16 protein-coding genes are annotated in these 16,943 nt (G+C 35.5%); 11 read left to right on the plus strand and 5 right to left on the minus strand.

Annotated features, from left to right (window positions below; genetic code table 11):
* Window positions 1-2: 2 nt before the first annotated feature.
* The 3 genes from MKY00_RS04170 to MKY00_RS04180 are packed head-to-tail and all read left to right on the plus strand — an operon-like array spanning window position 3 to window position 1,637.
* A complete protein-coding gene (locus MKY00_RS04170; RefSeq protein WP_029141061.1) occupies window positions 3-299 on the plus strand; it encodes a rhodanese-like domain-containing protein in 297 nt (98 codons plus the stop codon).
* 60 nt (window positions 300-359) lie between these two features.
* The gene (locus MKY00_RS04175; RefSeq protein ID WP_016716529.1) at window positions 360-839 is read left to right on the plus strand and encodes a DsrE/DsrF/DrsH-like family protein; all 480 of its coding nucleotides are present in this window, start codon (window positions 360-362) and stop codon (window positions 837-839) included.
* A gap of 33 nt (window positions 840-872) precedes the next feature.
* Complete coding sequence (locus tag MKY00_RS04180) at window positions 873-1,637, plus strand: sulfite exporter TauE/SafE family protein (RefSeq protein WP_016716530.1); 765 nt, start codon at window positions 873-875, stop codon at window positions 1,635-1,637.
* A gap of 33 nt (window positions 1,638-1,670) precedes the next feature.
* Here MKY00_RS04180 and MKY00_RS04185 read toward each other — a convergent pair whose 3' ends face one another.
* Together MKY00_RS04185 and MKY00_RS04190 are read right to left on the minus strand one after the other, a co-directional pair.
* On the minus strand, window positions 1,671-2,111 hold the full coding sequence (locus MKY00_RS04185) for a hypothetical protein (RefSeq protein ID WP_016716531.1): 441 nt from the start codon (window positions 2,109-2,111) through the stop codon (window positions 1,671-1,673).
* A gap of 148 nt (window positions 2,112-2,259) precedes the next feature.
* Window positions 2,260-3,462: an LCP family protein gene (locus tag MKY00_RS04190; protein WP_016716532.1), complete on the minus strand. Its 1,203-nt coding sequence runs from the start codon at window positions 3,460-3,462 to the stop codon at window positions 2,260-2,262.
* 314 nt (window positions 3,463-3,776) lie between these two features.
* Between MKY00_RS04190 and MKY00_RS04195 the strand changes: the two genes are divergently transcribed.
* Window positions 3,777-4,775, plus strand: a complete 999-nt coding sequence (locus MKY00_RS04195) for a YhdH/YhfP family quinone oxidoreductase (protein ID WP_016716533.1) — start codon at window positions 3,777-3,779, stop codon at window positions 4,773-4,775.
* Window positions 4,776-4,809: 34 nt separating this feature from the next.
* On the opposite strand, the gene MKY00_RS04200 is transcribed toward MKY00_RS04195, so the two are convergent.
* On the minus strand, window positions 4,810-6,465 hold the full coding sequence (locus MKY00_RS04200) for a Na/Pi cotransporter family protein (protein ID WP_074585718.1): 1,656 nt from the start codon (window positions 6,463-6,465) through the stop codon (window positions 4,810-4,812).
* Window positions 6,466-6,794: 329 nt separating this feature from the next.
* Window positions 6,795-7,997, minus strand: coding sequence for an MFS transporter (locus tag MKY00_RS04205; RefSeq protein ID WP_016716534.1), 1,203 nt, complete (start codon window positions 7,995-7,997; stop codon window positions 6,795-6,797).
* Window positions 7,998-8,316: 319 nt separating this feature from the next.
* On the opposite strand from MKY00_RS04205, the gene MKY00_RS04210 reads away from it, so the two are divergent.
* The 7 genes from MKY00_RS04210 (at window position 8,317) to MKY00_RS04240 (ending at window position 14,883) form a co-directional block, all read left to right on the plus strand.
* The gene (locus MKY00_RS04210) at window positions 8,317-9,405 is read left to right on the plus strand and encodes a DUF871 domain-containing protein (protein ID WP_001253342.1); all 1,089 of its coding nucleotides are present in this window, start codon (window positions 8,317-8,319) and stop codon (window positions 9,403-9,405) included.
* A gap of 76 nt (window positions 9,406-9,481) precedes the next feature.
* A complete protein-coding gene (locus MKY00_RS04215; protein WP_016716535.1) occupies window positions 9,482-11,422 on the plus strand; it encodes a BglG family transcription antiterminator in 1,941 nt (646 codons plus the stop codon).
* Window positions 11,423-11,533: 111 nt separating this feature from the next.
* Window positions 11,534-11,854 (plus strand): PTS lactose/cellobiose transporter subunit IIA, encoded by a 321-nt coding sequence (locus tag MKY00_RS04220; protein WP_000131337.1) that lies wholly within the window; start codon window positions 11,534-11,536, stop codon window positions 11,852-11,854.
* A 1-nt stretch (window position 11,855) separates the two neighbouring features.
* Window positions 11,856-12,161 carry a PTS sugar transporter subunit IIB gene (locus MKY00_RS04225; protein ID WP_016716536.1) on the plus strand — a complete coding sequence of 102 codons (306 nt, stop codon included), beginning with the start codon at window positions 11,856-11,858 and terminating at the stop codon, window positions 12,159-12,161.
* Between the two features lie 82 nt (window positions 12,162-12,243).
* Window positions 12,244-13,554: a PTS sugar transporter subunit IIC gene (locus tag MKY00_RS04230; RefSeq protein WP_001013055.1), complete on the plus strand. Its 1,311-nt coding sequence runs from the start codon at window positions 12,244-12,246 to the stop codon at window positions 13,552-13,554.
* The gene (locus tag MKY00_RS04235; protein ID WP_000900037.1) at window positions 13,530-13,808 is read left to right on the plus strand and encodes a hypothetical protein; all 279 of its coding nucleotides are present in this window, start codon (window positions 13,530-13,532) and stop codon (window positions 13,806-13,808) included. The genes MKY00_RS04230 and MKY00_RS04235 overlap by 25 nt, the downstream gene beginning before the upstream one ends.
* Entirely contained in the window at window positions 13,798-14,883 is a 1,086-nt protein-coding gene (locus MKY00_RS04240; protein WP_016716537.1) for a DUF871 domain-containing protein, read from the plus strand. Before MKY00_RS04235 ends, MKY00_RS04240 begins: the two co-directional genes overlap by 11 nt.
* A 151-nt stretch (window positions 14,884-15,034) precedes the next feature.
* On the opposite strand, the gene entC is transcribed toward MKY00_RS04240, so the two are convergent.
* Window positions 15,035-16,426: a cell wall-binding protein EntC gene (gene entC / locus MKY00_RS04245; RefSeq protein ID WP_141114891.1), complete on the minus strand. Its 1,392-nt coding sequence runs from the start codon at window positions 16,424-16,426 to the stop codon at window positions 15,035-15,037.
* Between the last annotated feature and the right edge of the window lie 517 nt (window positions 16,427-16,943).

Genomic DNA, 16,943 nt, shown 5'->3' on the forward strand with positions numbered 1-16,943 from the left:
AAATGAAAGAAATGACAGCAAAAGAATTAGAAGAAAAATTGTTGCGTAAAGAAACAGTAAATATCGTAGATGTACGTGAAGTAGAAGAAGTAGCTGAAGGGAAAATTCCAGAAGCGTGTAATATTCCACTAGGACTATTGGAGTTTCGTATGCATGAGTTGGATAAAAAGAAAGAGTATATCATCGTTTGTCGTTCTGGCGGAAGAAGTGCACGAGCAGTTCAATTTTTAGAGAGCTACGGTTTTCAAGCAATCAATATGGTAGGTGGTATGTTAGCGTGGGAAGGGAAAGTAGAATAGGGTGAAACGATTTTTTATAACAATAAAAATACCCCTATAGGTAATTGGAGGGAGAACAACATGGAACAACAGAAGAAAACAACAATCGTTTTATTTAGCGGAGATTACGATAAAGCGATGGCTGCTTATATTATTGCAAATGGTGCAGCGGCGTATGATCAAGAGGTAACTATATTTCATACTTTTTGGGGATTAAATGCTTTAAGGAAAGATGAGCATGTGAAGGTAAAGAAAACTTTCATCGAAAAAGTATTTGGAAAGATGATGCCGCGTGGTGCTGACAAAATGGGATTATCGAAAATGAATTTTGCCGGTATGGGGCCAAAGATGATTAAAGGTATTATGAAAAAACATAATGCGATGCCTTTACCAGATTTAATAGATTTGGCGAAAGAACAGGGGATTAAACTTGTAGCTTGTCAAATGACAGTAGATTTATTAGGGTTAAAAGAGGAAGAGATTATGGAAGGGATAGAGTTTGCAGGAGTAGGAGCTTATTTAGCAGATGCTTCGGATGGAAATGTGAACTTATTCATTTAAATCACCTTCTTTTTAGAAGGCGGGGGATATAAGGTGAGTTTAGTCGTATTACTCTTTATAATTGGGTTTATAGGATCGTTTATATCAGGAATGGTTGGAATTGGCGGTGCGATTATTAATTATCCGATGATCTTATACATTCCGGTATTGCTAGGATTTACTGGCTATACTGCACATGAAGTAAGTGGTATTACAGCGGTGCAAGTATTCTTTGCAACTTTTGCAGGGGCATGGGCCTATCGGAAAAGTAATGAGATGGATAAAACGCTAGTTGTATATATGGGAGCTAGTATATTAATAGGAAGTTTCATAGGTAGTTTTGGTGCTAACATATTAGAGGAACATACGGTCAATGTTGTTTATGCAGCTTTAGCAACAATAGCTGCTATTATGATGTTCGTACCGAAACGAAATAATGGTGATGAAGTAAAATATAATAAATGGTTAGCAAGTTTGTTAGCATTTATTGTAGGCGGAGCATCAGGCATTATAGGTGCTGGAGGTTCGTTCCTTTTAGTTCCGATTATGCTAGTTATTTTAAAATTGCCGATACGTACAACGATAGCAACCTCTATCGCTATTACGTTCATTTCCTCAGTAGGGATTACGACTGGAAAAGTGATAACTGGGCAAGTAGTTGTAGTTCCAGCCCTTATTGTTGCGATTGCAAGTATCTTTGCTGCGCCGCTTGGAGCGCGAGTTGGGAAGAGGATCAATCAAAAAGCACTGCAATATATGTTATCGATTTTGATTGTAGGAACTGCTATTAAGATGTGGGTTGATATGATATCGAAATAAAAGGATGGCGCTGCTTGCAGCCCATCCTTTCATTTACGCCCAAATCACTTTCATTAAGTTTTTATATTCGTCATTTGCTAATTTATATAGCATTCTCGTATGTTCAAAGACAAGTGCTGGATTAAAGTTTGGTTCTGAGAATGCAAGAGATGTTGAAATGTCAATTGCATTTTGCTTGTTTAATGTGAATTTTGCAAAGCGATAAGATGTGTTTAATTCATTAATAACGTGCAAAATATCATTTGTTGCTGTTGCATCAGGTACATGAGCAACATTGAAGCAGTATATATCTACAGTAGGATGTTCGTTTTGGAAAGCAGCGATAAGTTGAATTTTTGCGCCAGTTTCTGTCTCTAACCCTACTGAAAAATGAACAGAACCATCATTTTCATCTATATTTTCTTCCATGTATATATCGTTTGACTTTAAGTAGTCTTTAAAATCTGAGATGTTATGTTTTACTGCAGCTTTCATATGTATGAGCCCCCTGATAATTGGAATAGATTGCTACTATTTATTATAATTTAAAAATATTAAAAAAGATAGTTAGAAAGTTCTGATTTTTGATTGTGACGGAATAAAAAGAAGCAGTACTCTACCTCCATAGAGAACTGCTTCTTTATTATTCATTGTCGTTAGACGATGTTTCTGTATCTTCATTGCTATTTTTATTTTTCACTTCATTGTTACTTGATTCGCGTTCACTTGAATTTTCAGACTTAGATTCTTTTGTTTTCTCTGTACTTGTTTTTTTCGAATCAGAGTCTGTTTTTGTATATGCAGGTAATCCAAGATGAGTACGAAGATCATTTGTAACTTTTGCTAATTCTTTTTTATCTGGATTGTAGTAATACGTTCGGCCGCCACCAGCAGATTGGCTACAAGTATCATCACCTTTTGCCATGTAGCAGTCTTCACCTTGAATTTGTAATTTTTCAATTTCTGAATCCGATCCGTACTTATAGAATGAAAGCATATCATCGAATGTTAAGTTTGTAACGAACTGTCCGTTAATATCATCAATGATGTTACCAACTTTTGTTACAGATCCAACGCTTGTTAGTTTCTTTAAAATTGCTTCAATAACGAGCTGTTGACGTTGCCCACGCATTGCATCACTATCGATGTGGCGTGTTCTAGCAAGAGCAAGAGCTTCTTCACTATTTAGCTTTTGAACACCTTTCTTCAGGTGAATTGCATCAGCATTATCATTACTATCTTGTTCCGTAAATTCAACTGGTACATCAACTTCAATGCCGCCTAAATCGTCGACAATTTTCATAAATGATTTGAAGTTAAACTTTACAAAGTAATCAACAGGAACATTTAGTAATTTTTCAACTGCATCAATACTTGCTTGTGGTCCACCATCTTTTCCGTTTTTAGTAGAACCGTATGCATGAGCGTGTGTAATTTTATCTTTTTTCTTTTCCACTGGAATATACGTATATGTATCTCGTGGAATACTTAATAGTTTTACAGTTTTGCTATCTTTATTAAACGTTGCAAGTAATAGTGCATCCGTTCTTATAGCTTCACCATATTCTTTTCCTCGGACATCGCTTTCATCGACACCCATTACTAAGACAGAGACATTGTTTGTAATAGGTTTTACAACTTTATCACGTAAATCAGATTTATCACCGCGTGCTAAATCGTGTGCGGCATTTCGAACAGCAGAAGATGCTTTATTTACTAAAAACCAAGTATAACCGCCACCTACTATTAAAAAGAATAGAATAACGCTTATAATAATTTTTGTTTTTTTCTTACTTTTTTTCGGTTTACTGCGTGTATTTTCTTGCAAAGATGGGTTTTGCTCCATTTCCTGTACTCCTTCATTTGGATTGAAATACGACACTCATATCCACTTATTATAATGAAATTTGACGAAAAAAAACATTACAAAACATTTACATTTCGTAAAAATTCAATTTATTTATAAAAAGTCAGATTTTTTATATTTTATTTTTGAGATGTAGAATAAGTATAAGTTGTTTTAGTGGAAATGAAAATATGTATTGTGAGAAAGTAATAGAGAAGTAAGATTTGTTGAAATATAGCCATGAAGAAATGAGTAGGTTTAATTATTTCTTCTATATAATAAAGAAGAAATTTACGGATAAAGGAGAGGGCATAATGAATCATACATCATTCCGAGCAATTGTTGTGAACGAAACAGAAAGTAAGCAGTTTGTAAGAAACGTTGTCGAGAGAGAAGTAAGTAGTTTACCTGAGGGAGACGTATTAATAAAGGTTCATTATTCTTCACTAAATTATAAAGATGCTCTTTCAGCTACAGGTAATAAAGGTGTTACGAGAACATATCCTCATACGCCAGGAATTGATGCAGCAGGAGTGGTTGTGAGTAGTGAAGATGTTACCATTAAGGTAGGGGATCAAGTCATTGTAACAGGATATGACTTAGGGATGAATACTTCTGGTGGTTTTGGAGAATATATTCGCGTGCCGGCATCTTGGATTGTCCCTTTACCAGAGGGAATGTCATTAAAGGAAAGTATGATGTACGGGACAGCAGGTTTTACAGCCGCTTTATCAGTATATAAGCTTATTAGAGCAGGAGTAACGCCTAGTATGGGGGATGTTTTAGTAACGGGTGCTACAGGCGGTGTAGGAAGTGTAGCTGTTAGTATTTTAAGTAAGTTAGGGTTTAGCGTAGTAGGAGCGACAGGAAAAATGGAAGAGGAACAGATGCTACTACGTCTAGGAGCGAAAAAAGTGATGTATCGCGCGGAATTGAATGATGAATCAGGAAGACCAATGTTAAAAGGAATATACGCCGGGGTTATCGATACTGTAGGTGGACATATGTTAGAAACAGCTTTAAAAACGGTAAAGTATGGCGGGTGCGTAACGACATGCGGTAATGTGGCAGGCCAGCAATTACAAACAACGGTATATCCGTTTATTTTACGAGGTATCAGCCTGTTAGGGATAGATTCAGTGCAATGCCCAGTGGATGTGAGAAGAGATGTGTGGACGCTCCTAGCCAATGAATGGGGAAATAAAGAGTTACGATCTTATACAGAAGAATGTACATTAGAAGAATTAGATGAGAAATTTACACTTATATTGCAAGGAAAGTTAAAAGGAAGAACGGTTGTAAATATGAAATAAAAAAAGAGACGCTCACGTTAGCGTCTCTTTTTTATTATAATGATTGTTTTAAATTGACTTTACCTTGTTCACCTAAAACACCATCAGCGATATTTACAGCGTGATCGCCAATACGCTCTAAGTTACTTACCATATCAACGAAGATGATACTTGCATCACCTGAACAGCTACGTTCGTTTAGACGTAATACGTGACGTTTACGAAGAACACGTTCCATTTGATCGATTTTACGTTCTTTTGCAATAACAGTTTGAGCTAGTTCAGTATCGAAGTTTGTTAAAGCTTCAACTGCGTCTTGTAATGTTGAAATCGTTAACTCAAGCATTTCATTTAGTTCAGTTAGTGCCTCGTCTGATAGGGAAACACGGTTTGAGATTTGGAAATCTACAAGTTCTACAAGGTTTTCTACATGATCACCGACACGTTCAATATCTCCAACAACACCTGCTAGAACTGAATGCTTCTCAGAGTCTGTCGGTGAAAGTGGTTTTTCTGAGAGTAAAACTAAATACTCGGTAATCTTTTTATCTAAATTGTTAATAGCTCCTTCTAATTGAGTAGCCATGTCAGCGTGTTTTTTGTCTTGTGTGTTTAAAAATTGGTTTGCTTCTTTTAATCCATGTAATGAAAACTCAGCCATACGAATAATTTCTTTTTGTGCTTCTGTTAAAGCAATAGCTGGAGATTGTTCAATAAAGATTGGATTTAAATGTTGCGGTTTGAAATCAATAGCAGCATCTTCACCACGAATAATTTTCGTTACAATCCATGCTAATACAGCGATGAATGGGAACTGAATGATTGTATTCGTTACGTTAAATGTTCCGTGTGCAAATGCAATTGTCATTTCTGGATTTAAGTTTAATGACGTTTGGAAATATTGAATTAAATTTGTAAAAGGTATTAATAAAATCGTAAAGATGATTGTACCGACAATATTAAAGATAACGTGAACCAATGCTGCACGTCTTGCAGCAATTGAAGTACCGATTGCTGCTAATACTGCTGTAATTGTTGTACCGATATTATCACCGAATAATACAGGAAGGGCAGCTTGTAAATCGATTGCACCTTGACCGAATAGTTCTTGTAAAATACCGATTGTTGCACTTGAACTTTGTACAATTAAAGTGAAGACTGTACCAACAACAATACCTAGAATTGGATTGTCGCTCATGCTAACTGTTAATTCTTGGAACGACTCTAAAGAACGAAGAGGCTTCATACCTGTGCTCATTAGTTCTAAACCGAAGAATAACATACCAAAACCGAATATAACTTGACCTAAAGAATGTACTTTTTTATTTTTAAAGAAGAATAGTAAGATAGCTCCAACTGCCATAATTGGAAGAGCATATTCTCCGATTTTAATTCCGATAATAAATGCAGTAACTGTCGTACCGATGTTCGCACCCATAATAACACCGATTGCTTGTCTTAATGTCATAAATCCAGCACTTACGAGTCCGACTGTTAAAGCGGTTGTTCCTGAACTTGATTGGATTAATACAGTAACTAGCATACCTGCTAGTACACCCATTAGTGGGTTTGTTGTAAAGCGATCTAGAATATCGCGAAGACGATCTCCAGCAGCTTGTTGCAGTCCATCGCCCATGTATTTAATCCCGAATAAGAAAATACCTAATCCACCAATGAACTGGAAGATCATATCTTGAACATTATATTCCACGCATTCCACTCCTTAAATTTCATGTACGATGTAATTATTAACTGAACCTTGAGGCACTGTAAACGGTTTATCCGTAAAATTTACACTAAATTTACAAAGGGAAGAAAAGTTTACAATTCCTTAAAGAAATGGCTGTATTTTATTGGTTTTTATCTTGTATAAATCTTAATTTTGTAAAGAAATCACACTTTTTAGAATAGTATTGTTCGGTTGAATATGAAGGAAAGCGTCTGCGAGTTCATCGTATATTTTTTGATGAAAGTAAAAAAAATATGTAGGAAAATGCATGTAGTTTTATAACATCAAAAATACGAAAAAAGCCACTGAAATTATCCAGCAGCTTTTTCTCTGTTTTTATTTCCGTGCTTTTGTTTTTTTACACTTGTGATGTAAATGAACAGGAAAGCAATAAGTAGTAGAGAGGAATAACGATATACAGTTGCGTAGTTTGTAAAATGTGCAATGAATCCAAAAATAATTGCGCCAGCACCAATTCCTAGGTCAAATGCTGAGAAGAATGTAGCTGTTGCAACTCCTCGGCGGTGAGGTGCTACTCGGTCGATCATCCATGCTTGTAGAGCAGGTTGAATCGCTCCAAATCCACTTCCGTAGCATGCTGCCGCAATAATTAAACTTGGAATTGTAGTTGTATACGACAATAAAATAATACCTATAAACGTAATAATAACTCCTGGAATAATAACGAATGTATGACCTTTCGCATCATATAATTTTCCAGAAAACGGCCGAGTGACGGCGATTGCAAGTGCATTAAATAAGAAGAAGAGGCTTATATCAGCAATTCCGACTTCCGTAGCAAATAATGTAATAAAGCTCCCAATTCCTCCGTACATTAATGTAATACATAATATTAATAATGAAGGAAGTAAAGCTTTACGTTCAATAAATCCATCAAGGAAGGTACCAGATGTTTGCTGTGGTGATTGCGGCGATTTTTTGATTTGAAGTAGTTTCGTTAATATTAATGAAACAATTGTACAGGAAAGTGCACATAAAAAAAGAATCGTGAAGTTATATGTTTGCATAAGCCAAAGTCCGATAAGTGGACCGAGCGCCATTGCAATCGTTCCAGAAAGACCGAAATATCCCATGCCTTCACCACGGCGAGCTTGCGGAATTAAATCTGAAACGACAGTTCCATATGTAGTCGTTGTAATACCAAAACCAGCTCCGTGTAAAATTCGAACGGCAAGCAATAGGAAAACAGTTGAAGCGAAAAGGTAACTACCCATAGCGAGTAAACAAATAGCAGTACCGATCATTAAAATGATTTTTTTGCTAAATTTTTGCAAGGCATTTCCAGTTAGCGGTCTAACAAAAAGTGCCGCAACAGTAAACATGCCGACAACGAATCCGATATTGGAACTTGTACCTCCAATTTCTTTCACATAAACGGGTAAAGTAGGAATTAACATTTGAAATCCTAAAAACATACATAAGTTTGCTAGAATTAGCGCGACAAATTCTTTCGTCCATAACGGTTCTCGTTTTACGAGTATTGCTTCTCCCATGTATTCATCCCCTATATAAAAAATTTCTCTTTTCTTTCGAGTATATGTATTGGCCAATGTAACAGTCAAGGAAGGTGCCTTGAAAACGTACAACAATTTTCGAGGTGAAAAACTGACAAATTTGTGTAAAAGCTACACAACTATGAAAAAAAGTTGTAAAGTATAGATGTATAGACTTGTAGTTGGTATGAATGATAGAAACTATTTTTTCTTTAAAGAAAGCGGATTCAAAAAGTAGTGAATGAGAAGGGGATATATACTTTTTCACTACATATATTTGAAAAGGTTTACAAAACAATGAAGAAAGAGGCGTGTACATATGAGACGATTAGGTATTTCTATTTATCCAGAACATTCAACAGTAGAGAAAGATAAGGAATATTTAACATTAGCAAGTAAATACGGATTTACACGTGTATTCACATGCTTATTGTCTGTAGATGGAGAAAAAGAGAAAATTATAGAAGAGTTTAAAGAAACGATCTCTCATGCAAATGCATTAGGGTTCCAAGTATTAGTTGATATTAGTCCAGCTGTTTTTGAACAACTAGGTATTTCATATAATGATTTATCATTCTTCCATGAACTAGGTGCGTACGGTATTCGTTTAGATGTTGGTTTCTCAGGATTAGAAGAATCAATTATGACTTACAATCCGTATGGCTTAAAAATTGAGATTAATATGAGTAACGGTACGAAGTATGTAGATAATATTATGAGCCATAGACCAAATCGTGAAAATTTAATTGGTTGCCATAATTTTTATCCGCATCGTTATTCTGGATTATCATACGATCATTTCATTACATGCTCGAAACAATTTAAAGATTACGGTATGAGAACGGCTGCTTTTATTTCATCATTTGATGCAACATATGGACCTTGGCCCGTAACAGAAGGATTATGTACGTTAGAACAGCATCGTGAACTACCAATGACAACACAGGCGAAGCATTTATTTGCGACAGAATTAATTGATGATGTTATTATTGCGAACGCTTATGCATCAGAAGAAGAATTACAAGCACTAGGTGCATTAAATAAAGAGAAACAAACATTTGATATAGAGTTATATGATACAACGACAGAATTAGAAAGAATTATCGTATTAGACGAACCTCATTTTTATCGCGGGGATGTATCTGAATATATGATTCGTTCGACACAAAGCCGTGTGAAATATAAAAAAGAAGAGTTTAAACCTCATAATACACGTGAAATTAAGCGCGGCGATCTTTTAATTGATAATGAGCAATATGGCCAATATAAAGGTGAATTGCAAATTGCATTAAAAGATATGGTGAATACAGGAAAAACAAATGTAGTTGGTCGAATTGTAGAAGAAGAGATTTTCTTACTAGACTATTTACAAGCATGGGATAAATTCGGATTTACATTAAAGAAATAGATAAATTAAAAAAGGAAAAAACTACTGACCTCAGCAGCTTTTTCCTTTTTATATATAAATTGCGAGAGGAAGAGCTATGACAAAGGTGCATCAGCGATTAGTTTCTATTTTAGAGGAGTTTTTAGAAGAGAAATCGATGTTAAATCGAGCTTTTTTAGCGAGCCGTTTACATGTATCAACGAAGACGATTCAAAAAGATATAAAATTATTAAATGATATATTGGAAGAAAACGGAGCGAAAATTGAATCGCAAAGAGGGACTGGATACGAACTAGAAATTATACAAGCGAAGAAGTTTGAAGAGTTTTGCGTGAGTCTATTTCAAAAACAGACAGAAAAAATCCCGACTTCTTATGAAGAAAGGATAGCTTACATTCTGCAACGTATTTTAACGACAGATGGGTATGTGAAGCTTTCACAGCTAGCAGAGGAGATTTATGTAAGTAAATCGACTGTAAATTTAATTATGAAAGATGTGACAGATATATGTGGTCGCTATCAATTACAAATTGAAAAGAGACCATATTATGGTATACGTATTGTCGGAGAGGAGTTTCATATTCGTTCTTGTTTATCACAATATGGTTTACCACGTTATGACCATACTCCGTTTCATGAGCAATTTGAGCAGAATGATACATATTTATCGTTACCTCATATACCGCTTATCCGTTCGATTATATTAAAGTATATCGAAGGAGGAGCGATATATTTATCAGATATAGAAATTGATAATTTAGTCATTCATATTGCAATTGCATTAAAGCGTTGTGAAGATCAACATTATATGAAAGGACTACATACAGAGCAAGCTGAACTTATAATAAAGAAAGAATATACAATTGCGAAAGAGATTTTAGGGGATTTAGAGAAAGAGTTGCATCTTTCATTTCCCGAAGAAGAAGTTTTATATGTGACGATGCATTTATTAAGTACTGCTGTTACAGCGAAAAATCGTTATGAAAATGTGGAAGAACTATTAGGAAAAGATCTATATGCATTCATGCAACATATTCTTTTTAAAGTAGCGGAAGAACGGAATCTTATTTTTTATTATGATGAAGAATTATTATTCGGGTTTGGTGTTCATTTAAAAACGTTATTAAACCGTTTGAAGTATAAGTTAAATACGAGAAATCCTCTTTTGGCAGAAGTGAAAAAGAATTATCCGTATGCTTTTGAAATTGCGGTTCTTGTTGGAGATATAATTGGTGAATATACGGGAGAATCGATTCCGGAAAGTGAAATTGGTTATATTGCGATTCACTTCGGCGGAGCGATGAGTCGTTTACAGGAACAGAATCAAAAGAAAAGATGTTTATTAGTTTGTGCGACTGGTCAAGGAAGTGCTCAACTATTGAAATATAAAATTCTATCACAGTTCCGAGATAAATTAGAGATTGTAGGGATTACAGGCTATTATCAATTGAAAGTAGAAGATCTCTACAAAGAAAAGATAGATTGTATTATTAGTACGATTCATATACCAAGTGGTTTACCTGTGCCTGTTATAAAAGTAAACTCAATATTTGATGATAAAGAGATTAAGTCAATTGGTCAGCAGTTATTTGCGCATGTGAATACTAGTGTGCAGCAATATATGAAGGAAGATTTAATCTTTTTAAATCACAGTGCTTCTACAAAGGAAGAGGTTATCCAATTTTTATGTGAGAAAGCTGCTGAGAAAAACTATGTACCAGAAAGCTTTTATGACTCTGTTATGGAAAGAGAGAATACATCCCCTACAGCAGTTGGGAATTTAGTTGCGATTCCACATCCGATGCAGTTATTAAGTGAGAAAACATTTTTGATGTTTTGTACACTTGATAAAGCGGTTGACTGGGGAGATAAGAAAGTACAAGTTATTATTTTATTTAGTGTAAAGCGCAATAATAATGAAGATTTACAAAAGCTTTATGATTTTTTATATGATATTATGTCTAATCAAAATACGATAGAGAAATTAGCTCAGGCTGAAGTGGTTGAAGATTTTCAAGAGATATTATTATCGTTATAAGAGAAGTATATAAAAACTTCCGTTACACAACGGAAGTTTTTTATGTTTAATTGTATGCGTTTTCATAATAAGATAACAATATAGAAAAAAGATGGCTTGGGGGAATTTAAAATGACTGATATGCAAACTCCATTTGCGTTAATTTTACATGGTGGCAACGCGAGAAGCGCGTCACTTGAAGCAATTGCTTTTGCAAGACAAGGAGATTTTGAGAATGCGAGTGAAAAGATGACACTTGCTAGGGAAGAAATTTCAGCAGCTCATCGTATTCAAACAGACTTAATTCAAGAAGAAGCAAGAGGAAATCATGCAGAAATCAGTTTACTGTTAGTGCATGCACAAGATCATTTAATGAATGCAATTACAGTGAAAGAACTTGCTGAAGAATTTATCACTCTTCATAAACGAGTAGAAGAGAAAGTGACAGTATAAGATGTACATTTTATTATGTTGTGCAGCAGGCATGTCAACGAGTATGGTTGTAAGAAAAATGCAAGAAGAGGCAATGAAACAAGGGAAGAATTATAAAATTAAAGCAGTTGATTCAGAACTTGTGAAACTGGAAATAAAAAATGCTGATGTTGTTTTAATTGGTCCGCAAGTGAAATATTTATTTCCAGCGGTACAGTTTCTTGCAAACTCATACAATATACCAGTTGCGATTATAGACCAACGAGATTATGGCATGTGTGATGGTTTGAAAGTACTGAAACAAGCAGAACAATTAGTTTTAGCATAATTATATTTTTTTAAATATAAACATTATAATGTTATAACTTTATTTCATCCTTTCATAGAAAAGAGAAAGAGGAGGGGTTTTGATGAATGGTTTTATGAGTTTTATGGAACAAAAGATTATGCCAACAACACAAAAGATTGCCGGACAGCGACATTTATTAGCAATTCGAAATGGGGTTATTTCTACATTACCTTTAACGATTGTCGGATCATTTTTCGTTATCTTTTTAAACTTACCAATTGATGCATACATGGAGTGGATTGCACCGTTTCGCCATATTTTAGATATTCCATTCCGATTTACAGTAGGACTAATGGCGTTATACGCAGCATTTGGGGTAGGGGCTTCACTCGCGAACTTTTATCAGCTCAATCAGTTAAGTGCAGGGTTATTATCTGTACTCGCCTTTTTACTAGCATCAGTTGAACCAATTCAAATTACGAAAGCCGTACCAGGTGTTATTGATGCAGGTAGATACATTTCAGTAGGAACATTAAGTGCAACATCTTTATTCGGCGCAATTGTTACAGCTTTAATTGCAGTAGAAATTTATCACTTTATGATTAAGCATAATATCTCAATTAAATTACCAGATAGTGTACCACCAGCAGTTTCAAATTCGTTTGCAGCATTAATTCCAACGTTAGCAGTTATTCTTTTATTCTGGGGCATTCGTTACGGTTTGAAATTTGATGTAAATACAACAATCACATATTTAATCGCGCCACTAAAATCAGTATTAGTAGGAAATAATTTATTCGGCGGTTTATTAACAGTATTCTTAATCGTATTCTTCTGGTCATTCGGTATACATGGCCCTGCGATTTTAGGACCGATCATTCGTCCAATGTGGGATTCAGCAATTCTTGAAAATATGGAAGTATTCACAGCTACAGGAAATGCACATCAATTACCAAACCTATTTACAGAGCAATTTATTCAATGGTTCGTATGGATCGGTGGATCAGGATCGACGTTAGCTTTAGTTATTATGTTTATGTTCTCTAAATCTAAGTTCTTAAAAGAGTTAGGTAGATTATCATTCGTGCCAGGCTTATTCAATATTAATGAACCAATTATTTTCGGGGCACCAATTGTAATGAACCCAATCCTAATTATTCCGTTCGTAATTACACCGTTAGTGACAACGACAGTATCATATTTCGCAGTTGTTTCAGGTATGATTCCGATGATGATGGCGAAATTGCCATTTACGATGTTAGCGCCAATTGCAGCGGTTATTAGTACGGACTGGACAATTATGGCTGGTGTACTTGTACTTGTTAACTTTGTTATCTCATTCGTTATTTACTATCCGTTCTTCAAAATGTATGAGAAACAACAATTAGCAGGAGAGGAGAAAGAAAAATGCTCGGAGCAATTATCATCTTAATTACATTTGTAGCGGGGCAGTGTATTGCACATTATTCAAAATGGGTACAAAGTAAATCGTTATTAGTTTTACTATTAGTATCAATTGTATTTATCGGTAGTTCAATGGGTGCCTATGTAATGCTAAGCTTACAATCACCGTACGTAATTATTGTACCAACGATTTTATGTGCAACATGTTTATCTGCAAAATATAGATTTACGAGCATGGCATTAATACAACGTGTGAAGGAGATGCAAAAGCATGGAGCGTAAATTAGGAATTTCACTTTATCCAGAGCATTCAACGAAGGAAAAAGATATGGCATACATTTCGGCAGCGGCACGCCACGGTTTTTCAAGAATATTCACATGCCTATTGTCTGTGAATCGTCCGAAAGAAGAAATTGTAGCTGAATTTAAAGAAATTATTCATCATGCAAAAGATAATAATATGGAAGTTATTTTAGATGTAGCTCCGGCTGTCTTTGATCAGCTCGGTATTAGTTATAGTGATCTATCATTTTTCGCAGAGTTAGGTGCAGACGGTATTCGATTAGATTTAGGGTTTGACGGATTAACTGAAGCGAAAATGACGAATAACCCGTATGGCTTAAAAATTGAGCTAAACGTAAGTAACGATATTGCGTACTTAGAAAATATTCTTTCGCATCAGGCAAATAAGTCAGCTTTAATTGGTTGTCATAACTTTTATCCGCAAAAATTTACTGGACTTCCATACGAATATTTCATTCGCTGTAGTGAACGCTTTAAAAAACATGGTATTCGCACGGCAGCGTTTATTACGTCACATGCAGCTAACATCGGTCCATGGGATATTAACGACGGATTATGTACATTAGAAGAGCATCGTAACTTACCGATTGAAGTACAAGCGAAACATTTATGGGCGACAGGGCTTATTGATGACGTTATTATCGGAAATGCTTATGCAAGTGAAGAAGAGTTAGAGAAACTAGGAAACTTAAATCGTTACATGTTACAGTTAAAGGTACACTTTGTAGACGAGGCGACTGAAGTAGAGAAGAGAGCCACGCTACAAGAATTACATGTAAGACGCGGCGATATAACAGAATATATGGTACGTTCTACAGAAGTACGTAAGAAATACAAAGACTATGACTTCCCGGTGCGCGAAAGTGTACGACAGGAAAGAGGGCAAGTTGTAATTGGAAACAATTCATTTGGTAAGTATAAAGGTGAACTACAAATCATTCTAAAAGAAATGCCGATAGATGAACGGAAAAATATTGTAGGTACAATTGCAGAAGAAGAGTTATTCTTACTAGATTATGTAGGAGCTTGGACGCAGTTTACTTGTGTGGAATAGGGGAGAGAAGGAGAGGATGCTGTGGCATCCTCTTTTTTCTGTTGAAATGGTAGTCTATTGTATATAGAATCGGACGGGAGTGAAGGAGAGAGAATGTAAGAATCATAAAAAAAGAGTCAGCCTCATTGAGACCGACTCTTTTTTATACGAACTAGTTTAATACTTTAACTGTAACTGTTTTACGTCCCCAGTTACTTGATGTACCTTTATCAGGCATTAAAACATCAATTTTATTTCCTTTAATAGCCCCACCAGTATCACCAGCGATTGCTACTCCGTAACCTTCAACCCATACTTTTGAACCTAATGGAATGACACTTGGATCAACCGCGATTAGTTTCATGTTTGGATTAGCTGTTAAGTTGTGACCTAAAGCTGATTTTACTTGGTCGCCTGCTTTATAACCATTTTCAAGTGGATCTGCTGTATAAGCTGTTGCTACAACACGTAGTTCACGAGAAGATGATGGTGCACTTGTTTCAGTTTCTTTTGCGACAGGTTGTTGTGTAGCTGGTTTTTGAGCTTTAGCCGCTTCACGAGCTTTAGCTGCCTCTTGAGCTTCAGCTTCTTCTTGAGCTTTAGCTGCTTCACGAGCTTTAGCTGCCTCTTGAGCTTTAGCTGCTTCACGAGCTTTAGCTGCCTCTTGAGCTTTAGCTGCTGCTTGAGCTTCAGCTTCTGCCTGAGCTTTAGCTGCTTCACGAGCTTTAGCTGCTTCCTGAGCTTTAACTGCTGCTTGAGCTTCAGCTTCTTCTTGAGCTTTAGCTTCTGCCTGAGCTTTAGCTGCCTCTTGAGCCTTAGCTGCTTCACGAGCTTTAGCCGCTGCTTGAGCTTCAGCTGCTTCGCGAGCTTTAGTCGCTTCCTCCGCTTGAGCTTTTGCTTGAGTTTCAGCTACTTCACGAGCTTTAGTTGTTGCCACGGCTTTAGCTGTATCTTGAACTGTAGTTGTTTTTTCAGCTTTAACTACTGGTTGAACTTTAACTGGAGCTTTACCTGTTAAGTAAGGAACGTGAACATAAGCTGTTTTTCCGTTATATTCAAATTGGATCCAACCATTTTCAACTTGGTGTGTTGTTTCGATTACGTCATCTTGTTTCAATTTACCAAGAATCTCTGAGTCTGTGTTTGCACCAGCACGTACGTTTAATACGTTAGCTGTTACGTAGTAAGTGTCTTTTGTGTAGTCAGCGCTAATGAAAGCTTCTTTACCGCTATTCAATTTCACTTTTGACCATCCGTTTTCTGTATGTAAAACGTTAACTTTATATCCATCTAATAATTTTCCTACAACTTTTGATTCAGTAGTTGGGTTTTCTCGTACATTTAGTACATCAGTCGTTACGATTGTTTCTGCTTTAGCAGATGTTGTGAAAATCCCAAGACCAAAAACCGCTGCTGTTGCTATACCCATAAATTTTTTCATAATAGCCTCCATTGCATTTGTTTTCGTTGACCTCATTATAGCAACCATTATTTTCTTATTTGCGAAAAACATAGAATTACAAAGCTTTCGTAACGGCTCATTAATATTCTGTAATAATTCCAGTAATATCCTAAAAGCGCTTTCTTATAGTTTTCAGGGGAGGTTTGAGCATGTGATACATAAAATAAAGAGTATTTCAATTTCTAATAGATTAATAATGTTTCCTAGGTGTTACATAATTGTTTCGTATACATTACAAAAAATGCGTATTTTGTTGTTGGAGCAGGTAACTAGTTATGTAAAAATAACTATTTCAGTTGTGGAGAAATAGAAATAAGGTGAAATTTAATAAAAAATCGCTATAATTGTTACAAAATAAGTCGAGGTATGGAAAAAATTACGCCTTGATTTTGGTTTATCACATAGTATTTTTGCAATAATAGGATTCTATAATAGCTTTAGTAGGTTGAAATAATTAAAAGTGTTGATAACGTGAAATATATATAATAGAAGAAACACGATTTAATAGATAAAGTGAAACTTTAATCGGTGGGGGGGCTTCCACTGATTATTAGTTGAACCAATCGGACTTTAATGGGCAGCCCGACCCCCACCTAACTTCTTTGCTTTCACTGAATTT

The sequence above is a fragment of the Bacillus sp. FSL R9-9834 genome, from assembly GCF_038006905.1.
Lineage (GTDB): Bacteria > Bacillota > Bacilli > Bacillales > Bacillaceae_G > Bacillus_A > Bacillus_A pacificus.